At 72.5% G+C, this 18,345-nt stretch carries 14 protein-coding genes and 1 pseudogene; 4 read left to right on the top strand and 11 right to left on the bottom strand.

Features of this window, described 5'->3' with window-relative positions; translation table 11 throughout:
• Positions 1–25: 25 nt before the first annotated feature.
• Entirely contained in the window at positions 26–1,699 is a 1,674-nt protein-coding gene (locus AB0K80_RS19885) for a PucR family transcriptional regulator (protein WP_365671313.1), read from the bottom strand.
• Positions 1,700–1,814: 115 nt separating this feature from the next.
• Complete coding sequence (locus tag AB0K80_RS19880; protein ID WP_365671311.1) at positions 1,815–3,947, bottom strand: ATP-binding protein; 2,133 nt, start codon at positions 3,945–3,947, stop codon at positions 1,815–1,817.
• A 246-nt stretch (positions 3,948–4,193) separates the two neighbouring features.
• On the opposite strand from AB0K80_RS19880, the gene gabT reads away from it, so the two are divergent.
• A complete protein-coding gene (gabT, locus tag AB0K80_RS19875; protein WP_365671309.1) occupies positions 4,194–5,528 on the top strand; it encodes a 4-aminobutyrate--2-oxoglutarate transaminase in 1,335 nt (444 codons plus the stop codon).
• A 416-nt stretch (positions 5,529–5,944) separates the two neighbouring features.
• Positions 5,945–6,595: a phosphatase PAP2 family protein gene (locus tag AB0K80_RS19870; protein ID WP_365671307.1), complete on the top strand. Its 651-nt coding sequence runs from the start codon at positions 5,945–5,947 to the stop codon at positions 6,593–6,595.
• A gap of 91 nt (positions 6,596–6,686) precedes the next feature.
• On the opposite strand, the gene AB0K80_RS19865 is transcribed toward AB0K80_RS19870, so the two are convergent.
• The 7 genes from AB0K80_RS19865 to AB0K80_RS19835 form a co-directional block, all read right to left on the bottom strand.
• Positions 6,687–7,145 carry a hypothetical protein gene (locus AB0K80_RS19865; RefSeq protein WP_365671306.1) on the bottom strand — a complete coding sequence of 153 codons (459 nt, stop codon included), beginning with the start codon at positions 7,143–7,145 and terminating at the stop codon, positions 6,687–6,689.
• Positions 7,146–7,275: 130 nt separating this feature from the next.
• Positions 7,276–8,694: an FAD-dependent oxidoreductase gene (locus tag AB0K80_RS19860; protein WP_365671304.1), complete on the bottom strand. Its 1,419-nt coding sequence runs from the start codon at positions 8,692–8,694 to the stop codon at positions 7,276–7,278.
• Positions 8,695–8,716: 22 nt separating this feature from the next.
• Positions 8,717–9,517, bottom strand: a complete 801-nt coding sequence (locus AB0K80_RS19855; RefSeq protein WP_365671302.1) for an ABC transporter permease — start codon at positions 9,515–9,517, stop codon at positions 8,717–8,719.
• Positions 9,518–10,447, bottom strand: coding sequence for an ABC transporter permease (locus AB0K80_RS19850; protein ID WP_365671300.1), 930 nt, complete (start codon positions 10,445–10,447; stop codon positions 9,518–9,520). It lies immediately after the preceding gene.
• The gene (locus AB0K80_RS19845; protein WP_365671298.1) at positions 10,444–11,625 is read right to left on the bottom strand and encodes an ABC transporter ATP-binding protein; all 1,182 of its coding nucleotides are present in this window, start codon (positions 11,623–11,625) and stop codon (positions 10,444–10,446) included. The genes AB0K80_RS19850 and AB0K80_RS19845 overlap by 4 nt, the downstream gene beginning before the upstream one ends.
• A 5-nt stretch (positions 11,626–11,630) precedes the next feature.
• Positions 11,631–12,878, bottom strand: a complete 1,248-nt coding sequence (locus AB0K80_RS19840; protein ID WP_365671295.1) for a spermidine/putrescine ABC transporter substrate-binding protein — start codon at positions 12,876–12,878, stop codon at positions 11,631–11,633.
• 76 nt (positions 12,879–12,954) lie between these two features.
• Positions 12,955–14,493, bottom strand: a complete 1,539-nt coding sequence (locus AB0K80_RS19835; protein ID WP_365671293.1) for a gamma-aminobutyraldehyde dehydrogenase — start codon at positions 14,491–14,493, stop codon at positions 12,955–12,957.
• 231 nt (positions 14,494–14,724) lie between these two features.
• Here AB0K80_RS19835 and AB0K80_RS19830 point away from each other — a divergent pair, with 231 nt between their 5' ends.
• The gene (locus AB0K80_RS19830) at positions 14,725–15,285 is read left to right on the top strand and encodes an NADAR family protein (protein ID WP_365671291.1); all 561 of its coding nucleotides are present in this window, start codon (positions 14,725–14,727) and stop codon (positions 15,283–15,285) included.
• A 460-nt stretch (positions 15,286–15,745) separates the two neighbouring features.
• Here AB0K80_RS19830 and AB0K80_RS19825 read toward each other — a convergent pair whose 3' ends face one another.
• Positions 15,746–16,204, bottom strand: coding sequence for a DUF4190 domain-containing protein (locus AB0K80_RS19825; RefSeq protein WP_365671289.1), 459 nt, complete (start codon positions 16,202–16,204; stop codon positions 15,746–15,748).
• 102 nt (positions 16,205–16,306) lie between these two features.
• Complete coding sequence (locus tag AB0K80_RS19820) at positions 16,307–17,026, bottom strand: DUF4190 domain-containing protein (RefSeq protein WP_365671287.1); 720 nt, start codon at positions 17,024–17,026, stop codon at positions 16,307–16,309.
• 188 nt (positions 17,027–17,214) lie between these two features.
• On the opposite strand from AB0K80_RS19820, the pseudogene AB0K80_RS19815 reads away from it, so the two are divergent.
• Positions 17,215–18,343, top strand: a pseudogene (locus tag AB0K80_RS19815) (adenosine deaminase).
• Positions 18,344–18,345: the final 2 nt, after the last annotated feature.

Here is an 18,345-nt window from a genome sequence, read left to right as displayed (position 1 = left end):
GCAGGCACTCCGCTTCGGCGTACGCCTACTCGGTGGAGGTCGCCTTCAGCGCCAGCCACAGCTCCATCCGGACGTCCGGGTCGTCCAGCGACCGCCCGAGGATCTCCTCGACCCGCCGCATGCGGTAGCGCAGCGTGTGCCGGTGCACCCCGAGATCCGCCGCGGCCGCGTCCCACTGCCCGTGCCGTGACAGCCAGGCCCGCAGCGAGGCCACCAGATCGCCGCGCCCCGTCGCGTCGTGCTCGTACAGCGCCCGCAGCAACCCGTCGGCGAACGCCCGCACCGCGTCGTCGGCGAGCAGTGGCAGCACCGACCCGGACGCCATCTGCTCGTGCTCCACGAGCACCCTGCCGCGCCGCCGGGCCACGGACAGGGCCTGTTCGGCCTGCTTGTAGGCGGCGGCCGCGGCGATGGGGCCGGCCGGGGCCGACAGGCCGGCCACGATCTCGTCCTCGCCCGCGGCCCGTTCGGCCGCCGTGCCGGTGCGGGCCGCGGTGCGGGCCGCCTCCAGGGCCGCCGCGTAGTCGCCGCAGGCCGCGACGGCCGCTCCCCCGTCCGTGCCGAGCACCACCAGCCGCTCGCCCTCCGGCACCACGAGCACGGCCTCGCCGGCCCGGGCGGCCGCGGACTCCACCGCGTCGGCGAGGGCCCCCAGCGGGTCGCCGCCCGAGTCGGCGGCGGCCAGCGCGGCGGCCGACGGTGCCGTCGCGGGCACCCGCGCGGGGGCGTCGACCTGGGCCCGGGCCGCCGAAGCCGCCACCGACTCGGCGACGATCACCCGGAACGGCGCGTCCAGCAGTCCGCCGTACAGGTCGCCGGCGACCGCGCGGGCGTGGTCCGGCTCCCCGGCGAGCAGCATGCGCAGCACCGCCGCGCCCACCCGCTGCTCGGCGGCCTGGAGGGAGCGGGAGCGCTCGGTGGTGAGGGTCAGCAGGGCGATGGCCGAGTGGACGGCGTACCGCTCGGCGGTGCCGAGGGCCGCGGCGGTGCCCACGGCGAGGGCCGCGCGGGGGCGCCGGCCGGTGCCCAGAGAGTGCAGCTCGACCCGGTCCTCGGTGTCGGGGCCGCCCACCACCGAGGAGGCGGGCGCGGGCCCCTGCCGCAGCCGCTGTACGTCGGCCGTGAGCCGCGCGGCCCTGCGCCCGGCCCACTCCGGTGCCGTGGCGACGACGGCGCCCGAGGCGTCGTACAGCGCCGCCCACCCGTCGACCTGCGCGGCGAGCGCGGCGAGCAGGCCCTCCGGCCCGTCGGTGAGCGCCTGCCGGGTCAGCTCGCGCTGGGCGGCGAAGCCCGCCGTGACCGCCTTGTACTGGTCGGCGGCGATCGCGGCGGAGACGGCCTTGCTGATGGCCAGGAACGGGGTGCGGCGCGGCACCTCCAGCAGCGGCAGGCCCTCCTCCCGGGCCGCGTCGACGAGGGCCTCGGGGATCTCGTCGTAGTTCACGCCCACGGCGAAGCCGAGCCCGACCACCCCGGCTCCCACCAGCCGCCGGACGTACCGGCGCATGGCCTGCGGGTCCTCCGCGTCCAGCTTGAGCGCGGTGATCAGCAGCAGCTCCCCGCCCTCCATGTAGGGCACGGGGTCGGCGAGCTCGCTGACGTGCGCCCAGCGGACCGGCACATCGAGGCGGTCCTCGCCCGCGCGCACGGTCAGTTTGAGCGCGGAGTGGTGGACGAGCGAGGCGAGCGTCGGGGGCATGAGGCCTTCAGGTCTGCGTCAGGGCTGTGTGATCGTTGTGATCTTTTGGCCGGGACGTATGAACGTCCCGTGCCGATTCTGCCTCACTGTACGGTCGCCCGCTCCGGTCGCAGCCTCAGCCCCGCAGGTCCACCAGCAGCGGCGGCGCGTGTTCGCCCTGGACGGTGGTCAGCGACAGCACGGCGTGCCCGGGCGGCACGGAATGCGCCAGCTCGGAGGCGGACCAGCGCTCGCGTTCGACCTGGCGTACGGTCACCGCCCGGGCCGTCGGTGCCTTGCCGGTGATCACCCGGCGCAGCATGTGCACGGCCTTCCCGGCCGGGGTCTCGGCGATGATCTGCCGGTCGGTGACGTCCCGCGCCTCGGTCCACTCCTTCCCCCACACCTCGGCGAAGTCCTGCCCGTCCCACGGTGTGAGCCCGGACAGCGCCATCCGGCACCCGGTGGCTCCGAGCAGCGGCCCGCGCAGCGGACGCGGAACGTCGTCCAGCGTGCGCAGGGTCATCACGACGCCGGCGTTGGCGGACCGCAGCCGCTGGACCCCGCGCACGGACTCGGGCGTGACGACCCCGGTGGCGTCGTCCAGCACCAGGCAGGCGAACAGCGAGCGGTCCTCGCGCACCGCCACGCTGGCGGTGAACTGGGCCAGCACCAGCCGTGCCAGCATCCGCGAGGCGTCGGCGTGCCCGCGCTCGGGCAGGTCGATGCGCACCCGCACCGGGTGGTCGAGGGCCTTGAGTGAGAACGGCCGCGAGGTGCCGGATGTGTCGAAGAAGCCGGCGAAGGCGGGCCTGTCGAGCAGTGCGACCCGGTCCGCGAGGACCCCGCTCACATCACCGGGCCGGCCGAGCTGGCGTTCCCGCGCGTCGAGTTCGCGCAGCAGCGACTCCTGTCCTGCGGCCTGGAGCGCTTGGCGCAACGCGGCCAGCGGCCCGGGCGCCCCGTCCAGCAACTGCCGCAGCTCCGGTACGGAGGGGAAACGCCCGTGAACCGCGCGGAACGGCCCGAGCAGCTGGGCGAGGACGGTGGTGGAACGGCGGCTGTCGCTGCCCGGATGCGGGTCGGCGAGGTCACCGACCAGGGCCTCGGCTAGCACGGCGGCCGCCTCGTCGGGGTCGGTGGTGCCGCCGTACAGGTCCAGGTCGTACGCGGAGTCCGGATTTCCGATCCGTACGACGACGTCGTAGGCGTCGGCCGGGCCGAGTCCCGCGCCCGCCGCGCCGACCACGACGACCGCGGCCCGTCCGGCCAGCGCGTGCAGACACAGCGACTCGGCGAGCGGCCGGACGACGGTCCCGGTCTTGCCGGACCCGGCCGGCCCGACGGCGAGCAGGGAGGTGCCGAGCAGCTCGGGACCAAGGCCGAGGCCTGCGCCCCGGTAGGCATAGGGGTTGCGGGTGTCGTCGGCCGTGGTGCCGAGCCGCACCTGCCCAGTCATCAGGTCGTGTCGGGCGTGCCTGGCGGCCAGGTCGCGGGCGCCGGACGGGTGCGGACAGGCGGCGGCACCCTCGCTGAGCACCGCATGTGTGAAAGTGGCCAGACTGTGCCGGCCGCTGCGCACGCCCTGCCAGGCGCGGGTGATCCGGGCGTAGTCGACGTCCCGCATCAGCCCGGCCCGGGCCTCGGCGGCCAGTCGGTCGGCGGCCTCCGGGGCACCGGCGGCGCGCAGTTGCGGCCACTCGGCGGGGTCCTGGCCGGGGGCGGGCGGCGGCTGGTCGCCGGGGGCGGAGCCACGCCAGGCGGGCGGGCCGTAGCGGCGCCACAGCTCCGGCCAGCGGCCGATCCTCCCGAAGATCACGAAGATGATGGCGAAGAAAAGACCCTCGTAGACATAAGAAGCCACGCCCCCCACATGGCCGCCCCGGCCAAGGATCCACGAGTCCGGAGCCAGCACAAACCACGGCCACAGCCAGAAACTGCCCAGATAGCCGTTATAGAGCAAAGAGCAGAGCAGCCAGCCACTGAGAGCTGCGATCACCGCACCGCTCACCAGTTGCCGCGCCGGCACAACCTCAGGTTCCTCCTCCGGCCGCGGCCGGTGTGCGAACCGCCAGATGCCCGGCAGGGTCTCCGGGCGGGGCGCACGCAGCCAGGCCAGGAACGCGGAGCCGTCCGGCGAGGGCGGGGCCCCCGGAGGCAGCGGGGGCACCGGTGGCGCCACCGAGGGCCTCGGGGGAAAGGCGGAGCGTGCCTGCGGCACAGGATCCGCATGCGTCCCGCGTGCGTCCCGCGTCCCGTCGCTGTCCATCTCCGCTGCCCCCTGACCAGCCGTTCCGTCCACCATCGCCGAGCCAATCTAGCGCCCGGGCAGGGCGAGTTCACCGCTTACGCGGCCGGTCCGGGAGCAACCGGCCCGTGCGCTGCTATGTCCACCGCGGACAACCGGCAGCGCCGACAGCGCCCACATGGAGCATGCCCACTCCCCGGCACCGGTCCTAGCCTGCGAGAAAGAGACAAGGCAAGGAACCGCACCGCACACCCCCAGGAGCCCCGCATGACCGCACTGCCGCAGGAGCGCCGCGTCGTCACCGCCATCCCCGGCCCGAAGTCGCAGGAGCTTCAGGCCCGCCGTACCGCAGCGGTCGCGCAGGGCGTGGGCTCCGTGCTGCCCGTGTTCACGGCGCGCGCGGGCGGCGGCATCATCGAGGACGTCGACGGCAACCGGCTCATCGACTTCGGCTCCGGCATCGCCGTGACGTCCGTCGGCGCCTCCGCCGAGGCCGTCGTCCGCAAGGCCACCGCGCAGCTGGCCGACTTCACCCACACCTGCTTCATGGTCACGCCGTACGAGGGCTACGTCGCCGTCGCCGAGGCGCTGGCCGAGCTGACCCCGGGCGACCACGCCAAGAAGTCGGCGCTGTTCAACTCGGGCGCCGAGGCCGTCGAGAACGCCGTCAAGATCGCCCGCGCCTACACCAAGCGCCAGGCCGTCGTCGTCTTCGACCACGGCTACCACGGCCGGACCAACCTCACCATGGCGCTGACGGCGAAGAACATGCCGTACAAGCACGGCTTCGGGCCGTTCGCGCCCGAGGTGTACCGGGTGCCGGTGGCGTACGGCTACCGCTGGCCGACGGGTGCGGACAACGCCGGTCCGGAGGCCGCCGCGCAGGCCATCGACCAGATGTCCAAGCAGGTCGGCGCCGAGAACATCGCCGCCATCATCATCGAGCCGGTGCTGGGCGAGGGCGGTTTCATCGAACCGGCCAAGGGCTTCCTGCCCGCGATCCGCCAGTTCGCCTCCGACCACGGCATCGTGTTCGTCGCCGACGAGATCCAGTCCGGCTTCTGCCGTACGGGCCAGTGGTTCGCGTGCGAGGACGAGGGCATCGTCCCGGACCTGATCACCACCGCCAAGGGCATCGCGGGCGGTCTGCCGCTGGCCGCCGTGACCGGCCGCGCCGAGATCATGGACGCGGCGCACGCGGGCGGCCTGGGCGGCACCTACGGCGGCAACCCGGTGGCCTGCGCGGGCGCGCTCGGCGCGATCGAGACGATGAAGGAGCTCGACCTCAACGCGAAGGCGAAGGCGATCGAGGCCGTGATGAAGGCCCGCCTGACCGCGATGCAGGAGAAGTTCGACATCATCGGCGACGTCCGCGGCCGCGGCGCGATGATCGCCATCGAGCTGGTCAAGGACCGTGCCACCAAGGAGCCGAACCCGGAGGCGACGGCGGCGCTCGCCAAGGCCTGCCACGCCGAGGGCCTGCTGGTCCTGACCTGTGGCACCTACGGCAACGTGCTGCGCTTCCTGCCGCCGCTGGTCATCGGCGAGGACCTGCTGAACGAGGGCCTCGACATCATCGAGCAGGCCTTCACGCGCATCTGAGTGCCACAGCCGCAGAGCGTGTGAAGAACGTGTGCGAGGTGGATGGCAGGAGCCCTTTCACCCTGTCGCACGCGCATCCCCTGTCGTACGTTCTACGCAGATGAGAGATACACCCCGCCCACAGGGGACTGTGGGTGGCATCAGGCCGGGGCCTCCCCAGCTTCGACCTGGTCGTGCCCTCGCGCACACAACCGGAGCCTGAGCTCTGGAATCTCCTCACCGATCGGACGGTCGCCGCCCCAAACCCCCCGGGGCGTGCGACGTTCCGGTCCGCACGGCCGCCTCGGAACCACCCCCCCCTGTTCCGGGGCGGCCGGCTCCCCCTCCTGCGCCGCCCCGCCACACCGGCGAGGCGGCGCTCTCGGTCACCCCGGGCGCCGCCGGCCCTGCCCCGTCGCCGTGCCAAGCTGTCCGCCATGTCGATCTCCGGCAAGCAAGGCCGCGACGCCCCCACGGGAAGGCGCTCCGCGCCGGTGATCCTGCTCGGTCTCCCGGCCGCGCTCTTCGCCCTGATCACCTGGCAGGTCACCGCCGACGGCCCGCTGCTGGGCCTCGACGAGCGTGTCAGCCGGGCCCTGCTCCACCCCGACCGCGGTGCGGAACTCCTCGCCGACCTCGGCAACGTCCCCGTCGCGGTGCCGGTCCTCGGTGCCGTGCTGCTCTGCGTCGCCTGGCGGGCCCGTGCCACCGGTACGGTCCACTGGTGGCTGCCGCCGGCCGCGGCCGCCCTGCTGATGGCGCTGGTGCCCGCCCTGGTCGTCCCGGTGAAGGAGCTGACCGACCGCCCGGGCACACCGGTCATGCCGCCCGGCACCGGCTACTACCCCTCCGGCCACACGGCCACGGCCACCGTCGCCTACGGCTGCGCGACCCTGCTCCTGCTGCCCTGGCTGCGCGCCGTGCTCGCTCGCCGCGTCCTGGTGGCGGGGTGTGTCGTCGTCAACGTGGGCGTCGGCCTGGGCCTCGTCCGGCGGGGCTACCACTGGCCGCTGGACGTCGTGGCCGGCTGGTGCCTCGGTGCGGTGCTGCTGACGGGCTTCGCGCTGCTCCTGCGCCGCAGACCGTGACCCCGCGGGGGCGGGGAGAGCGTGCCTCACCCGGCGGGCAGACGGTGCCTCGACAGCCGTGCCCCGTGCCTCACCAGCCGTGCCCCGTGCCTCACCAGCGGTCCTCCTCCGTCGCCGGTCCGGCCGCCGCCTCGTGCAGGGCCAGTTCCAGCAGTGCCGGGTCGGTGAGGGTGCCCGAGCCGTCCGGGGGGACCAGCCAGCGGATACCGCCGGCGGCCGAGCGGCCGGGATGGGGCACGACGATCCAGGTGCCCTGCCCCGCCGTGCGGATGCCGGTGCCCAGCCAGCGTGACGCGGTGCCCGGCGGCACGAAGAAACCCGTCCGGGCGTCGCCGAAGTCGGCCAGGACCGGCCCCGGCCGGTCGAGCACCCGGGTGAGCACGTCGAGCGTGGGGTAGCCGAGCGCGGCGGGCAGGATCAGGACGTCCCAGGCCTTGCCGGCCGGCAGCAGCGCCACCCCGTGCGGGTTGCGCTCCCACGCCCAGCGGCAGGCCTCGGGATCGGGTGCGACGGATGCCAGCCACTCCACCGCCGCCTTGGACCCAGTCATCGTCGAAGACCTCCCTCTCTCGCGCGGACGCCGGTCGCGTCCCGCAGGAGAGAGGGAGGTCCCCCGGTGGGCATTACGCGGGTTCTGCCGACACTTCCGGGTGAACCGGCTCACCGGCCGGCGTGCCCCCTCAGCTGTCGAAGCCCAGCCCCAGCCGGTCCATCGTCCGCAGCCACAGGTTGCGCCGCCCGCCGTGCGCGTCCGCCCGGGCCAGGGACCACTTGGTGAGCGCGATGCCGGTCCAGGCCAGCGGCTCCGGCGGGAACGGCAGCGGCTTGCGGCGCACCATCTCCAGCTCGGTGCGCTCGGTACGCTCCCCCGCCAGCAGGTCCAGCATCACCTCGGCGCCGAACCGTGTCGCGCCGACGCCGAGGCCGGTGTAACCGGCCGCGTACGCCACCTTCCCCTGGTGGGCGGTACCGAAGAACGGCGAGAAGCGGGAGCAGGTGTCGATCGCGCCGCCCCAGGCGTGGGTGAACCGGACGCCCTCCAGCTGCGGGAAGCAGGTGAAGAAGTGCCCGGCGAGCTTGGCGTAGGTCTCCGGCCGGTCGTCGTACTCGGCGCGCACCCGGCCGCCGTACGGGTAGACGGCGTCGTAGCCGCCCCACAGGATGCGGTGGTCGGCGGACAGGCGGAAGTAGTGGAACTGGTTGGCGCTGTCCGCCAGGCCCTGGCGGTTCTTCCAGCCGATCGAGGCGAGCTGGCCGGCGGTGAGCGGTTCGGTCATCAGGGCGTAGTCGTACACCGGGATCGTGTACGAGCGGACCCGCCGCAGCAGGCTCGGGAAGACGTTGGTGCCGAGGGCGACCTGGCGGGCGCGGACCTGGCCGTACGGGGTGCGCACGGCCAGGCCGGCCCCGTACGGCTTCAGGGCGAGGGCGGGGGTGTGCTCGTAGACGCGGACGCCGAGCTGCCGGCAGGCCCGCTTCAGGCCCCAGACGAGCCGGGCCGGGTGGAGCATGGCCACGCCGCGGCGGTCCCACAGGCCCGCCTGGAAGGTCGGGGAGTTCACCTGCTCCCGTACCGCGTCGGCGTCGAGGAACTCCACGCCGTCGGCCAGGTCCCGGCGTGCCATCTCCTCGTGCCAGTCGCGCAGTTCCCACGCCTGGTACGTCTCGGTGGCGACGTCGATCTCGCCGGTGCGTTCGAAGTCGCAGTCGATGCCGTGCCGGGCGAGGGACGCCTCGATCGCGTCGAGGTTGCGGATGCCCAGCTCCTGGAGCTTGTGGATCTCGCCGGGCCAGCGGGCCAGGCCGTTGGGCAGGCCGTGGGTGAGGGAGGCGGCGCAGAAGCCGCCGTTGCGGCCCGAGGCGGCCCAGCCCACCTCGCGGCCCTCCACCAGCACCACGTCCCGCTGCGGGTCGCGCTCCTTGGCGATCAGCGCGGTCCACAGTCCGCTGTAGCCGCCGCCGACGACCAGCAGGTCACAGGTCTCGGAGGTGGTCAGGGCGGGTTCGGGGCGGGGCCTGCCGGGGTCGTCCAGCCAGTACGGGACCGGCTGGGCTTCGGAGAGGGATCTGGTCCACTGGTTCATGGCGCTCGGGGCCATGATTTCAACTCCCTACAGGGCTTTACGCCTTCTGTTTGTTTCTGCGGTGTGAGACGACCATCGAGGTCAGGACGAGGAGCACGGCGAGGACGAACATGGCCGTGCCGATGACGTTGATCTGCACGGGCGTGCCGCGCTGGGCCGATCCCCACACGAACATCGGGAAGGTGACGGTCGAACCCGCGGTGAAATTGGTGATGATGAAGTCGTCGAAGGAGAGCGCGAAGGCGAGCAGCGCGCCCGCCGCGATACCGGGGGCGGCGATCGGCAGGGTGACCCGCACGAACGTCTGGAAAGGACCGGCGTACAGGTCCTGGGCGGCCTGTTCCAGGCGTGGATCCATCGACATCACACGCGCCTTGACCGCCGTCACGACGAAGCTGAGGCAGAACATGACGTGGGCGATGAGGATCGTCCAGAAGCCCAGCTCGGCGCCCATGTTGAGGAACAGGGTGAGCAGCGAGGCGGCCATGACGACCTCGGGCATCGCCATCGGCAGGAAGATGAGCGAGTTGACGGCGCCGCGCGCCCGGAACCGGTAGCGGGCCAGGGCGAAGGCGATCATCGTGCCGAGCAGGGTGGCGCCCAGCGTCGCCCAGAAGGCGATCTGGAGGCTGACCGACAGGGAGCCGCACAGGTCGGAAACGCCGCAGGGGTCCTTCCAGGCGTCCAGCGAGAAGTGCTGCCACGCGTAGTTGAAACGCCCCTTGGGTTTGTTGAACGAGAACACCGTCACGACGATGTTCGGCAGCAGCAGATAAGCGAGTGTCAGCAGTCCCGCGAGGACCACGAGACGGCGCTTGAGCCAGGTGACGAAGGGCATTTAGACCAGATCCTCCGTCCCGGACTTACGGATGTAGAGGGTGACCATGAGCAGAATCGCGGCCATGAGGATGAAGGAGAGCGCCGCCGCCGTCGGGTAATCCAGAATGCGCAGGAACTGGGTCTGGATGACGTTGCCGACCATGCGGGTGTCGGTGGAGCCGAGCAGGTCGGCGTTGACGTAGTCGCCGGCCGCCGGAATGAAGGTCAGCAGCGTGCCGGAGACCACGCCCGGCATCGACAGCGGGAAGGTGACCTTGCGGAAGGTGGTCCAGGGCCGGGCGTACAGGTCGCCCGCCGCCTCGTGCAGCCGCGGGTCGATCCGCTCCAGCGAGGTGTACAGCGGCAGGATCATGAACGGCAGGAAGTTGTACGTCAGACCGCAGATGACCGCCAGCGGGGTGGCCAGCACGCGGTCGCCGGCGGTCAGGCCCAGCCAGCTGGTGACGTCCAGGACGTGCAGGGTGTTGAGCGCCCCGACGACGGGCCCGCCGTCCGCGAGGATCGTCTTCCAGGCCAGGGTGCGGATCAGGAAGCTGGTGAAGAAGGGCGCGATCACCAGGATCATGATCAGGTTCCGCCAGCGGCCCGCCCGGAACGCGATCAGATACGCCAGCGGATAGCCCAGCAGCAGACACAGCAGCGTCGCGGTGCCCGCGTAGAGCACCGAACGGACGAACTGCGGCCAGTACGCGGCCAGCGCGTCCCAGTACGTCGCGAAGTGCCAGGTGACCCGGTAGCCCTCCTCCAGGGAGCCCGTCTGCACGGACGTGGAGGCCTGGTAGACCATCGGCAGCGCGAAGAAGACCAGCAGCCACAGGATGCCGGGCAGCAGCAGCACGTACGGCGTCCAGCGGCCCCGTTTCCTCGGGGGCGCGGGCTCGGGCGCTTCCGGGGCGAGGGGCGGGGGCGCCTCGGTGAGTGTCGTCATCGGGCGGCCTCTTCCTCGAGGCCCGCGTCGGCGTCCTGGGTGGCGTCGAGACCGAAGGTGTGCGCCGGGTTCCAGTGCAGGACGACCTCGGCGCCCGGCACCAGCCGCGCGTCGCGGTCGATGTTCTGGACGTACACCTCGAAGCCGGGGCAGACCGGGCTGTCGACGACGTACTGCGTGGAGACGCCGATGAAGCTGGAGTCGGCGATCCGGCCGGTGATCCGGTTGCGGCCCGCCGCGATCTCGCCGGCGTCGTCGGCGTGGGCGAGAGCGATCTTCTCCGGGCGGACCCCGACCAGCACCTTGCCGCCGGGCGTGGTGGGCGCGCTGCACCGCGCCGCGGGCAGGACCAGCTTGCCGCCGCCCGCCCTCAGCACGATCTCCTCGCCCGCCCGGGAGTCGACCTCGGCCTCGATGAAGTTGGAGGTGCCGAGGAAGTTGGCGACGAACGTGGTGCGCGGGTTCTCGTACAGGTCGGTCGGGGAACCGAGCTGCTCCACGCGGCCCGCGTTCATCACGGCGACCGTGTCGGCCATGGTCATGGCCTCCTCCTGGTCGTGCGTGACGTGGATGAAGGTGATGCCGACCTCGGTCTGGATGCGCTTGAGCTCCAGCTGCATCTGGCGGCGCAGCTTCAGGTCGAGCGCGCCGAGCGGCTCGTCGAGGAGCAGGACCTTCGGGTGGTTGATCAGCGCGCGGGCCACGGCGACGCGCTGCTGCTGGCCGCCGGAGAGCTGGTGGGGCTTCTTGCGGGCCTGCTCGCCGAGCTGGACGAGCTCCAGCATCTCCTCCACCTGCTTCTTCACGCTCTTGATGCCGCGCCGGCGCAGGCCGAAGGCGACGTTCTCGAAGATGTCCAGGTGCGGGAAGAGGGCGTAGGACTGGAAGACCGTGTTCACCGGCCGCTTGTGGGGCGGGAGCGCGGTCACGTCCTGGTCGCCCAGGTGCACGGTGCCGCTGGTGGGTTCCTCCAGACCGGCGATCATGCGCAGGGTGGTGGTCTTGCCGCAGCCGGAGGCGCCGAGCAGGGCGAAGAAGGAGCCCTGCGGCACGGTCAGGTCGAGCGGGTGGACGGCGGTGAAGGAGCCGTACGTCTTGCTGATGGCCGAGAGGCGGACGTCGCCACCGGCGTCCAGTGTCGTCACCTTGCCCGGCTTCGTCGTGTTCTTCGTCGTCATCGCCGTCACGCCCCTGTCAGCTTCGCGAACTTCTCTTCGTAGGCCGTCTCTTCCTTCGCGCTCAGGGAGCGGAAGGCGTGGGACTTGGCCTGCATGGCCTTGTCGGGGAGGATCAGCGGGTTGTTCGCCGCGTCCTTGTCGATCTTGGCGAGTTCGTCCTTCACGCCGTCGACGGGACAGACGTAGTTGATGTACGCGGCGAGTTCGGCGGCGGGCCGGGGCTCGTAGTAGTAGTCGATGAGCCGCTCGGCGTTCGTCTTGTGCCGGGCCTTGTTGGGGATCAGCAGGTTGTCGCTGGAGGTCAGGTAGCCGCTGTCCGGGATGAGGAAGTCGACGTCCGGGCTGTCCGCCTTGAGCTGCACGACGTCCCCGGCCCAGGCCAGGCAGGCGGCGAAGTCGCCCTTGGTGAGGTCGGAGGTGTAGTCGTTGCCGGTGAAGCGGCGGATCTGGCCCTTGTCGACGGCCTTCTGCAGGCGGGCGACGGCCGCGTCGTAGTCGTCGTCGGTGAAGTCGGCCGGGTCCTTGCCCATGTCGAGCAGGGTCATGCCGATCGTGTCGCGCATCTCCGTGAGGAAGCCGACGCGGCCCTTGAGTTTGGGGTTGTCCAGCAGGTCGGAGACCGACGTCACCTCGACGCCGTCGAGGGCCTTCTTGTTGTACGCGATGACCGTGGAGATGCCCTGCCAGGGGTAGGAGTAGGCGCGGCCCGGGTCCCAGTCGGGGCTGCGGAACTGCGGGGAGAGGTTGGCGAAGGCGTGCGGGAGGTGGGACGGGTCCAGCTTCTGCACCCAGCCCAGGCGGATCAGTCGCCCGGCCAGCCAGTCGGTGAGGACGATCAGGTCCCGGCCGGTGTCCTGGCCGGCGGCGAGCTGCGGCTTGATCTTGCCGAAGAACTCGTTGTTGTCGTTGATGTCCTCGGTGTACCTGACCTTGATGCCGGTGCGCCGGGTGAAGCGCTCCAGCGTCGGGTGGTGCTTGCCGCTGTCGTCGACGTCCATGTACTCGGTCCAGTTGGAGAAGGCCACGACCTTCTCCTCGGCCGAGTGGTCCTCGGCGGACACGCCGCCCTGCGTCTGGCCGGCCGCGGGGATGCCGCAGGCGCTCAGCGCGCCGAGTCCGCCGGCCGTGAGCGCGCCGCCCGCGGAGGCGCGCAGCAGCGAGCGGCGGGTGAGGGCGGCCCGGCCGTTGCGGAAACTGCGCCGCATGGCGGCCACTTGGGCCGGTGACAGGCGGTCGGGCTCGTACTGCTCCATGCGCGTGGTGCCCTTTCGGAGGGTAGGTCGGCCGTGGTCGGCGGCCTGTCGTCACATCCGGCGGTGCCCGGACCGGTTACCGCCGCTCCCCGAAGATCGTGCGGTGCCAGTCCTTGGCGGCAACCGCCGTATTGTCGAACATGACGTGCTTGACCTGCGTGTACTCCTCGAATGAGTAGAGGGACATGTCCTTGCCGCAGCCGGAGGCCCGAAAGCCGCCGTGCGGCATCTCGCTGATGATCGGGATGTGGTCGTTGACCCACACGCACCCGGCCCTGATCTCGCGGGTGGCGCGGTGCGCCCGGTAGACGTCCCGGCTCCAGGCGGAGGCGGCGAGCCCGTACGGGGTGTCGTTGGCGAGCGCGATGCCCTCGTCGTCGGTGTCGAAGGGCAGGACGGCGAGGACCGGACCGAAGATCTCCGACTGCACGACCTCGCTGTCCTGGGGGGCGTCCGCGATGAGGGTCGGCCGGTAGTAGGCGCCCCTGGCGAGGTCGCCCTCCGGTGCCCGGCCGCCGGTCACCACGCGCGCGTAGGCCCGGGCCCGGTCGACGAACCCGGCGACGCGGTCGCGCTGGGCGTACGAGACGAGCGGGCCGAGGTCCGTGCCCGGGGCGAACGGGTCGCCGAGCCGGACGGTCTCCATCAGCGCGGCGGTCCGCTCGACGAAGGCCTCGTACAGCGGCCGCTGCACGTACGCGCGCGTGGCGGCGGTGCAGTCCTGCCCGGTGTTGATCAGGGCGCCCGCGACCGCGCCGTGCACGGCCGCCTCCAGGTCGGCGTCGTCGAAGACGACGAAGGGCGCCTTGCCGCCGAGCTCCAGGTGGAGGCGTTTGACGGTGGCGGTGGCCAGCGCGGCCACCCGCCTGCCGACGGCGGTGGAGCCGGTGAAGGAGGTCATGGCCACGTCGGGGTGGGACACGAGGTGCTCGCCCGCCTCCTGCCCGGTGCCGGTGACGATGTTGATCACACCGTCCGGAATGCCGGCGTCGGTGGCGGCCTGGGCGAACATCAGCGAGGTCAGCGGGGTGAGCTCGGCGGGCTTCAGCACGATGGTGTTGCCCGCGGCGATCGCCGGGAGGATCTTCCAGGCGGCCATCTGGAGGGGGTAGTTCCAGGGCGCGATCGAACCGACGACTCCGACGGGTTCGCGGCGGACGTAGGAGGTGTGGTCGCCGGAGTACTCACCCGCGGACTGCCCCTGCAGGTGGCGGGCGGCACCGGCGAAGAAGGCGGTGTTGTCGAGGGTGCCCGGGACGTCGAACTCACGGCTGAGCTTGAGCGGCTTGCCGCACTGGAGGGACTCGGCGCGGGCGAGGTCCTCGGCGCGCTCGGCGAGCACGGCGGCGAAGCGGTGCAGGGCGTCGGAACGCTCGCCGGGGGTGGCCGACGCCCACCCCGGGAACGCCTCGCGGGCCGCGGCGACGGCACGGTCGACGTCCTGCGGGCCGGCGAGCTCGTAGGCGAGGACCTCCTCGCCGGTCGCGGGATTGACGACGGCGTGGGTGCGGCCGGAGGTGCCCCGTGTCAGACGGCCCGCGATGTACTGCGCGCCGTCCGCGAAGCGGTCCTTGGCCGGAAATCGATCCGGGGTGGTGGTGCCCGGGTGGTGCATGTCGCTCTCCTCCGTGTCCCCGTGGCGGGGCCCGGCGTGGCTCACGCTCGATGTGAGTGCCGATCCTGACAGAGGGAGGCCACCTCGACAAGGGATTCCGTTGTTGCCTTTCGGTTACGCGACGGAATCTGTCGGCAGGGAGGGCGAGCAGCCACGGAAAAGCGGGACGGAGTGTCAGTGCCGCGTGCCAGACTCGCGTGCACAGGGAAAGATCACGGGGCGGTGAGGGGCATGACAGGGGTGATCAGGTCGCGCGAGGCGCTGATCAGCGAGGTTCGCGCGGGAACCCGCGTCAAGTATCTGCACTTCTGGGGGCATCGGCCGCGGCCGGACGGGCGGATCGGGCCGAGCTGCCTGAGCCAGTGGTGGCCGTCGCCGTTCACGGTCGGCCAGGTCACGTACCGGACCGCCGAGCACTGGATGATGGCCGAGAAGGCCCGGCTGTTCCAGGACGCCGAGGCGGAGCGGCGGGTGCTGGCCGCGGACCATCCCTCACTGGCCAAGAAGGCCGGGCGGCTGGTGCGCGGCTTCGACGAGGCGGCCTGGGAGCGGGAGCGGTTCCGGATCGTGGTGGAGGGCAGCGTCCACAAGTTCGCCGCGCACGAGGATCTCCGGCAGTTCCTGCTCGGCACCGGTGAGCGGGTGCTGGTGGAGGCGAGTCCCGTGGACCGGGTGTGGGGCATCGGCCTGGCGGCGGACGACGAGGCGGCGACGGACCCGGAGCGCTGGCGCGGGCCGAACCTGCTGGGCTTCGCGTTGATGGAGGCCCGGGAGCGGCTGCGGGCGGGGTGACGGAGGGCCGGTCGGGACCCGGCCTCGGGCCGGACGGCGTTCATGCCCTCAAGGTGAAGGGGCCGTCCACGAACCGGCCCTAGGGCCGGACGGCCGACCGAGGCCGGGCGCCCTCACGCTGACGGCCGCGTAGAGGCCCGGCCCCTCGCGCGAACGGCCGGTCCGCATGCCGCCCCTCAAAGCGAAGAGCCGGTCCCGGACCCGCCCGTACCGAGAGCCGGTTCTGGACCCGCCCGTACCGAGAGCCGGTTCTGGACCCGCCCCGGTATCGAGGCGCCGGTCCCCGACCCGCCCCCGTACCGGAGAGCCAGTCCAAGACCCGCACCCGTACCGGGGAACCAGTCCAGGACCCTCCCCCGGAACCGCCTCCTCCCACGCGGAAGGGCCGATCCCCAAGCGGCCCTCGAACGCCGAAGGGCCGGTCCAGGACCGGCCCCCGTCGGGCGGGTCGCCGACTCGGTCAGGACGCCGCGCCGAGACCGCCCATGACGCTGGCGAACAGCAGCAGACCCAGCAGCGGCAGGATCACCGTGGCCACGATGCCGCAGACCAGACCGGTGGTGGCCGCGCCCTTGTTGGTGGCCTCGCCACGGTTGGCCTTGCCCCGGCCGATGGCGCCGAAGATGATCGCGAGGATGCCGAGGATGATGCCGATGAACCACATGATGAAGGTCACGCTGCACACCACGCCGATGATGCCCAGCACCAGACCGGTGGTCCCCATGCCGTTGCGCGGCTGCATGGGCATCGCGTAGCCGGGCCCCTGCGGGTACGCCGCGGGCGGTGCGGCCGGGTACGGCGAACTCGCCGGGTAGCCGTAGGCCGGGCCGGACTGCGGAGAGCCGTAGCCGGGGGCGGGCTGCTGCGGGGGCTGGGACGGTGGCCCGAATCCACCGGGTGCGGGATTGGTGTGGGACATGAGCGGTCTCCCCTCCGTTGACAGACCTCCGCATGCTAGTGGCCCGGTTGTCCGCGCGGGCCGCGCTTGGCGGAAGCCGGTCTCAGGGGCCGGTCGGGGTGCTCACCGCCGGGCCGTGGGCGGCGCTGTGGTGACCGGGCCCTGGGCGCCGTAGGAGGAGCCGCCCCGGTCGCTGTTGATGGCGGCCGTGATACCGATGGCGATCAGGACGATCACGGTGATGCCCAGGACGATGCCGATGATGCCCATGATCAGGCCGGCCTGCGCCTGGCCGTGGTTGTCGGCCACGCCCTGCTCGGCCCTCTTGCGGCCCTTGATGCCGAACACCACGGCGAGGATGCCGAGCACCACGGACACCACGCCGTACAGGCAGAACAGACAGCAGGACAGGATGCCGAGCACCATCGCGGCGATGCCCATGCCGTTCTGCGGGGGCATCGGCATGCCGGGCCAGCCGTAGCCCTGCGGATAGCCGGGGTAGCCGTAACTCCCGGGTGCCGCGGGGCCGGTGGGGGCGACGGGCGGCGGGGGCACCGCGGAGCCGGAGCCGTCGTACGGGGCGGCACCGGCGGCGGGAGCGGCCGCGCCGGGCGGGGTGAAGCCGGCGGCCGGCAGGGAGGTGACCGTGGCCTGGTCGTGCACGGACGGCGGCTGCGGCGCGAACTGCCCCGAGGGCCCAGCCGAGGCCGGCACGTCCGGTCCCTGCGGCGGCTGCCCGGCGGCGGTCCCGGGGCCCTTGTCCAGCGAGGTCTTGCGCTCCGGGGGAGCCCAAGGGTCGTGGCCGCCCGCCATGTCCCCGCCCGGCTGCGTCGCGTCCGTCATGTGACGTCCCCCCTGGTCGATCGTGCTGCCATGCTACGGGCCACGGCCCCGCGTGCCACGACCGGGTCCCCCGCCCACGGCACCCCGCGCCGCCTCAGGCCTGCCCGGTCTGCCTCCCCGGACCTGCCCGGCCCCCACCCGCACGGCCTGCCGGGCCCGCCTACGATGACCCCAGTCACGATCAGCCGATCACCCGCGTCCCCGCCCACCGTGTGCCACGGCCGGGGACGCCGTTCCCGGGGAGGAACCTTGACCGACCGTCCCGCCGCACGCGCCGCCGGTGCGGCCCGCGATCCGCACGCCTTCATCGCCGGACTGCCCAAGGCCGAACTGCACGTGCACCACGTCGGCTCCGCCTCCCCCCGGATCGTCTCCGAGCTGGCCGCCCGCCACCCCGACTCAAAGGTCCCCACCGACCCCGAGGCCCTGGCCGACTACTTCGTCTTCACGGACTTCGCCCACTTCATCGAGGTGTACCTGTCCGTCGTGGACCTGATCCGCACCCCGGAGGACGTCCGGCTGCTGACCTACGAGGTGGCCCGCGAGCTGGCGCGGCAGCAGGTGCGCTACGCCGAGCTGACCATCACGCCGTACTCCTCCACCCGCCGGGGCATCGACGCCCGGGCCTTCATGGACGCCATCGAGGACGCCCGCAAGGCCGCCGAGGCCGAGTTCGGGACCGTGCTGCGCTGGTGCTTCGACATCCCCGGCGAGGCCGGGCTCGAAGCCGCCGAGGAGACCGTGCGGCTCGCCACCGACGACCGGCTGCGCCCGGAGGGCCTGGTGTCGTTCGGGCTCGGCGGGCCCGAGATCGGCGTGCCGCGCCCGCAGTTCAAGCCGTACTTCGACCGGGCCATCGCCGCCGGGCTGCACTCCGTGCCGCACGCCGGTGAGACCACCGGCCCCGAGACCGTGTGGGACGCCCTCACCCACCTGCGGGCCGAGCGCATCGGCCACGGCACCAGCTCCGCGCAGGACCCCGGGCTGCTCGCCCACCTCGCCGAGCACCGCATCCCGCTGGAGGTGTGCCCGACCTCCAACATCGCCACGCGCGCGGTGCGCACCCTCGACGAGCACCCCGTCAGGGAGTTCGTGCGGGCAGGTGTCCTGGTGACGATCAACTCGGACGACCCGCCGATGTTCGGCACCGACCTCAACAGCGAGTACGCGGTCGCCGCCCGCCTCCTCGACCTCGACGAGCGCGGCCTCGCCGACCTGGCCAAGAACGCGGTGGAGGCCTCCTTCCTTGACGAGCCCGGCAAGGCCCGCATCAAGCAGGAGATCGACGCCTACACCTCGGCCTGGCTGGCGCGCTGACC

Origin of the sequence: Streptomyces sp. NPDC052682 (assembly GCF_040678435.1) — a bacterium.
In the GTDB taxonomy this organism is placed as follows: Bacteria; Actinomycetota; Actinomycetes; order Streptomycetales; family Streptomycetaceae; genus Streptomyces.
The sequence above is the reverse complement of the archived record's forward strand: the minus strand, read 5'-3'. Positions and strand labels throughout refer to the sequence as shown.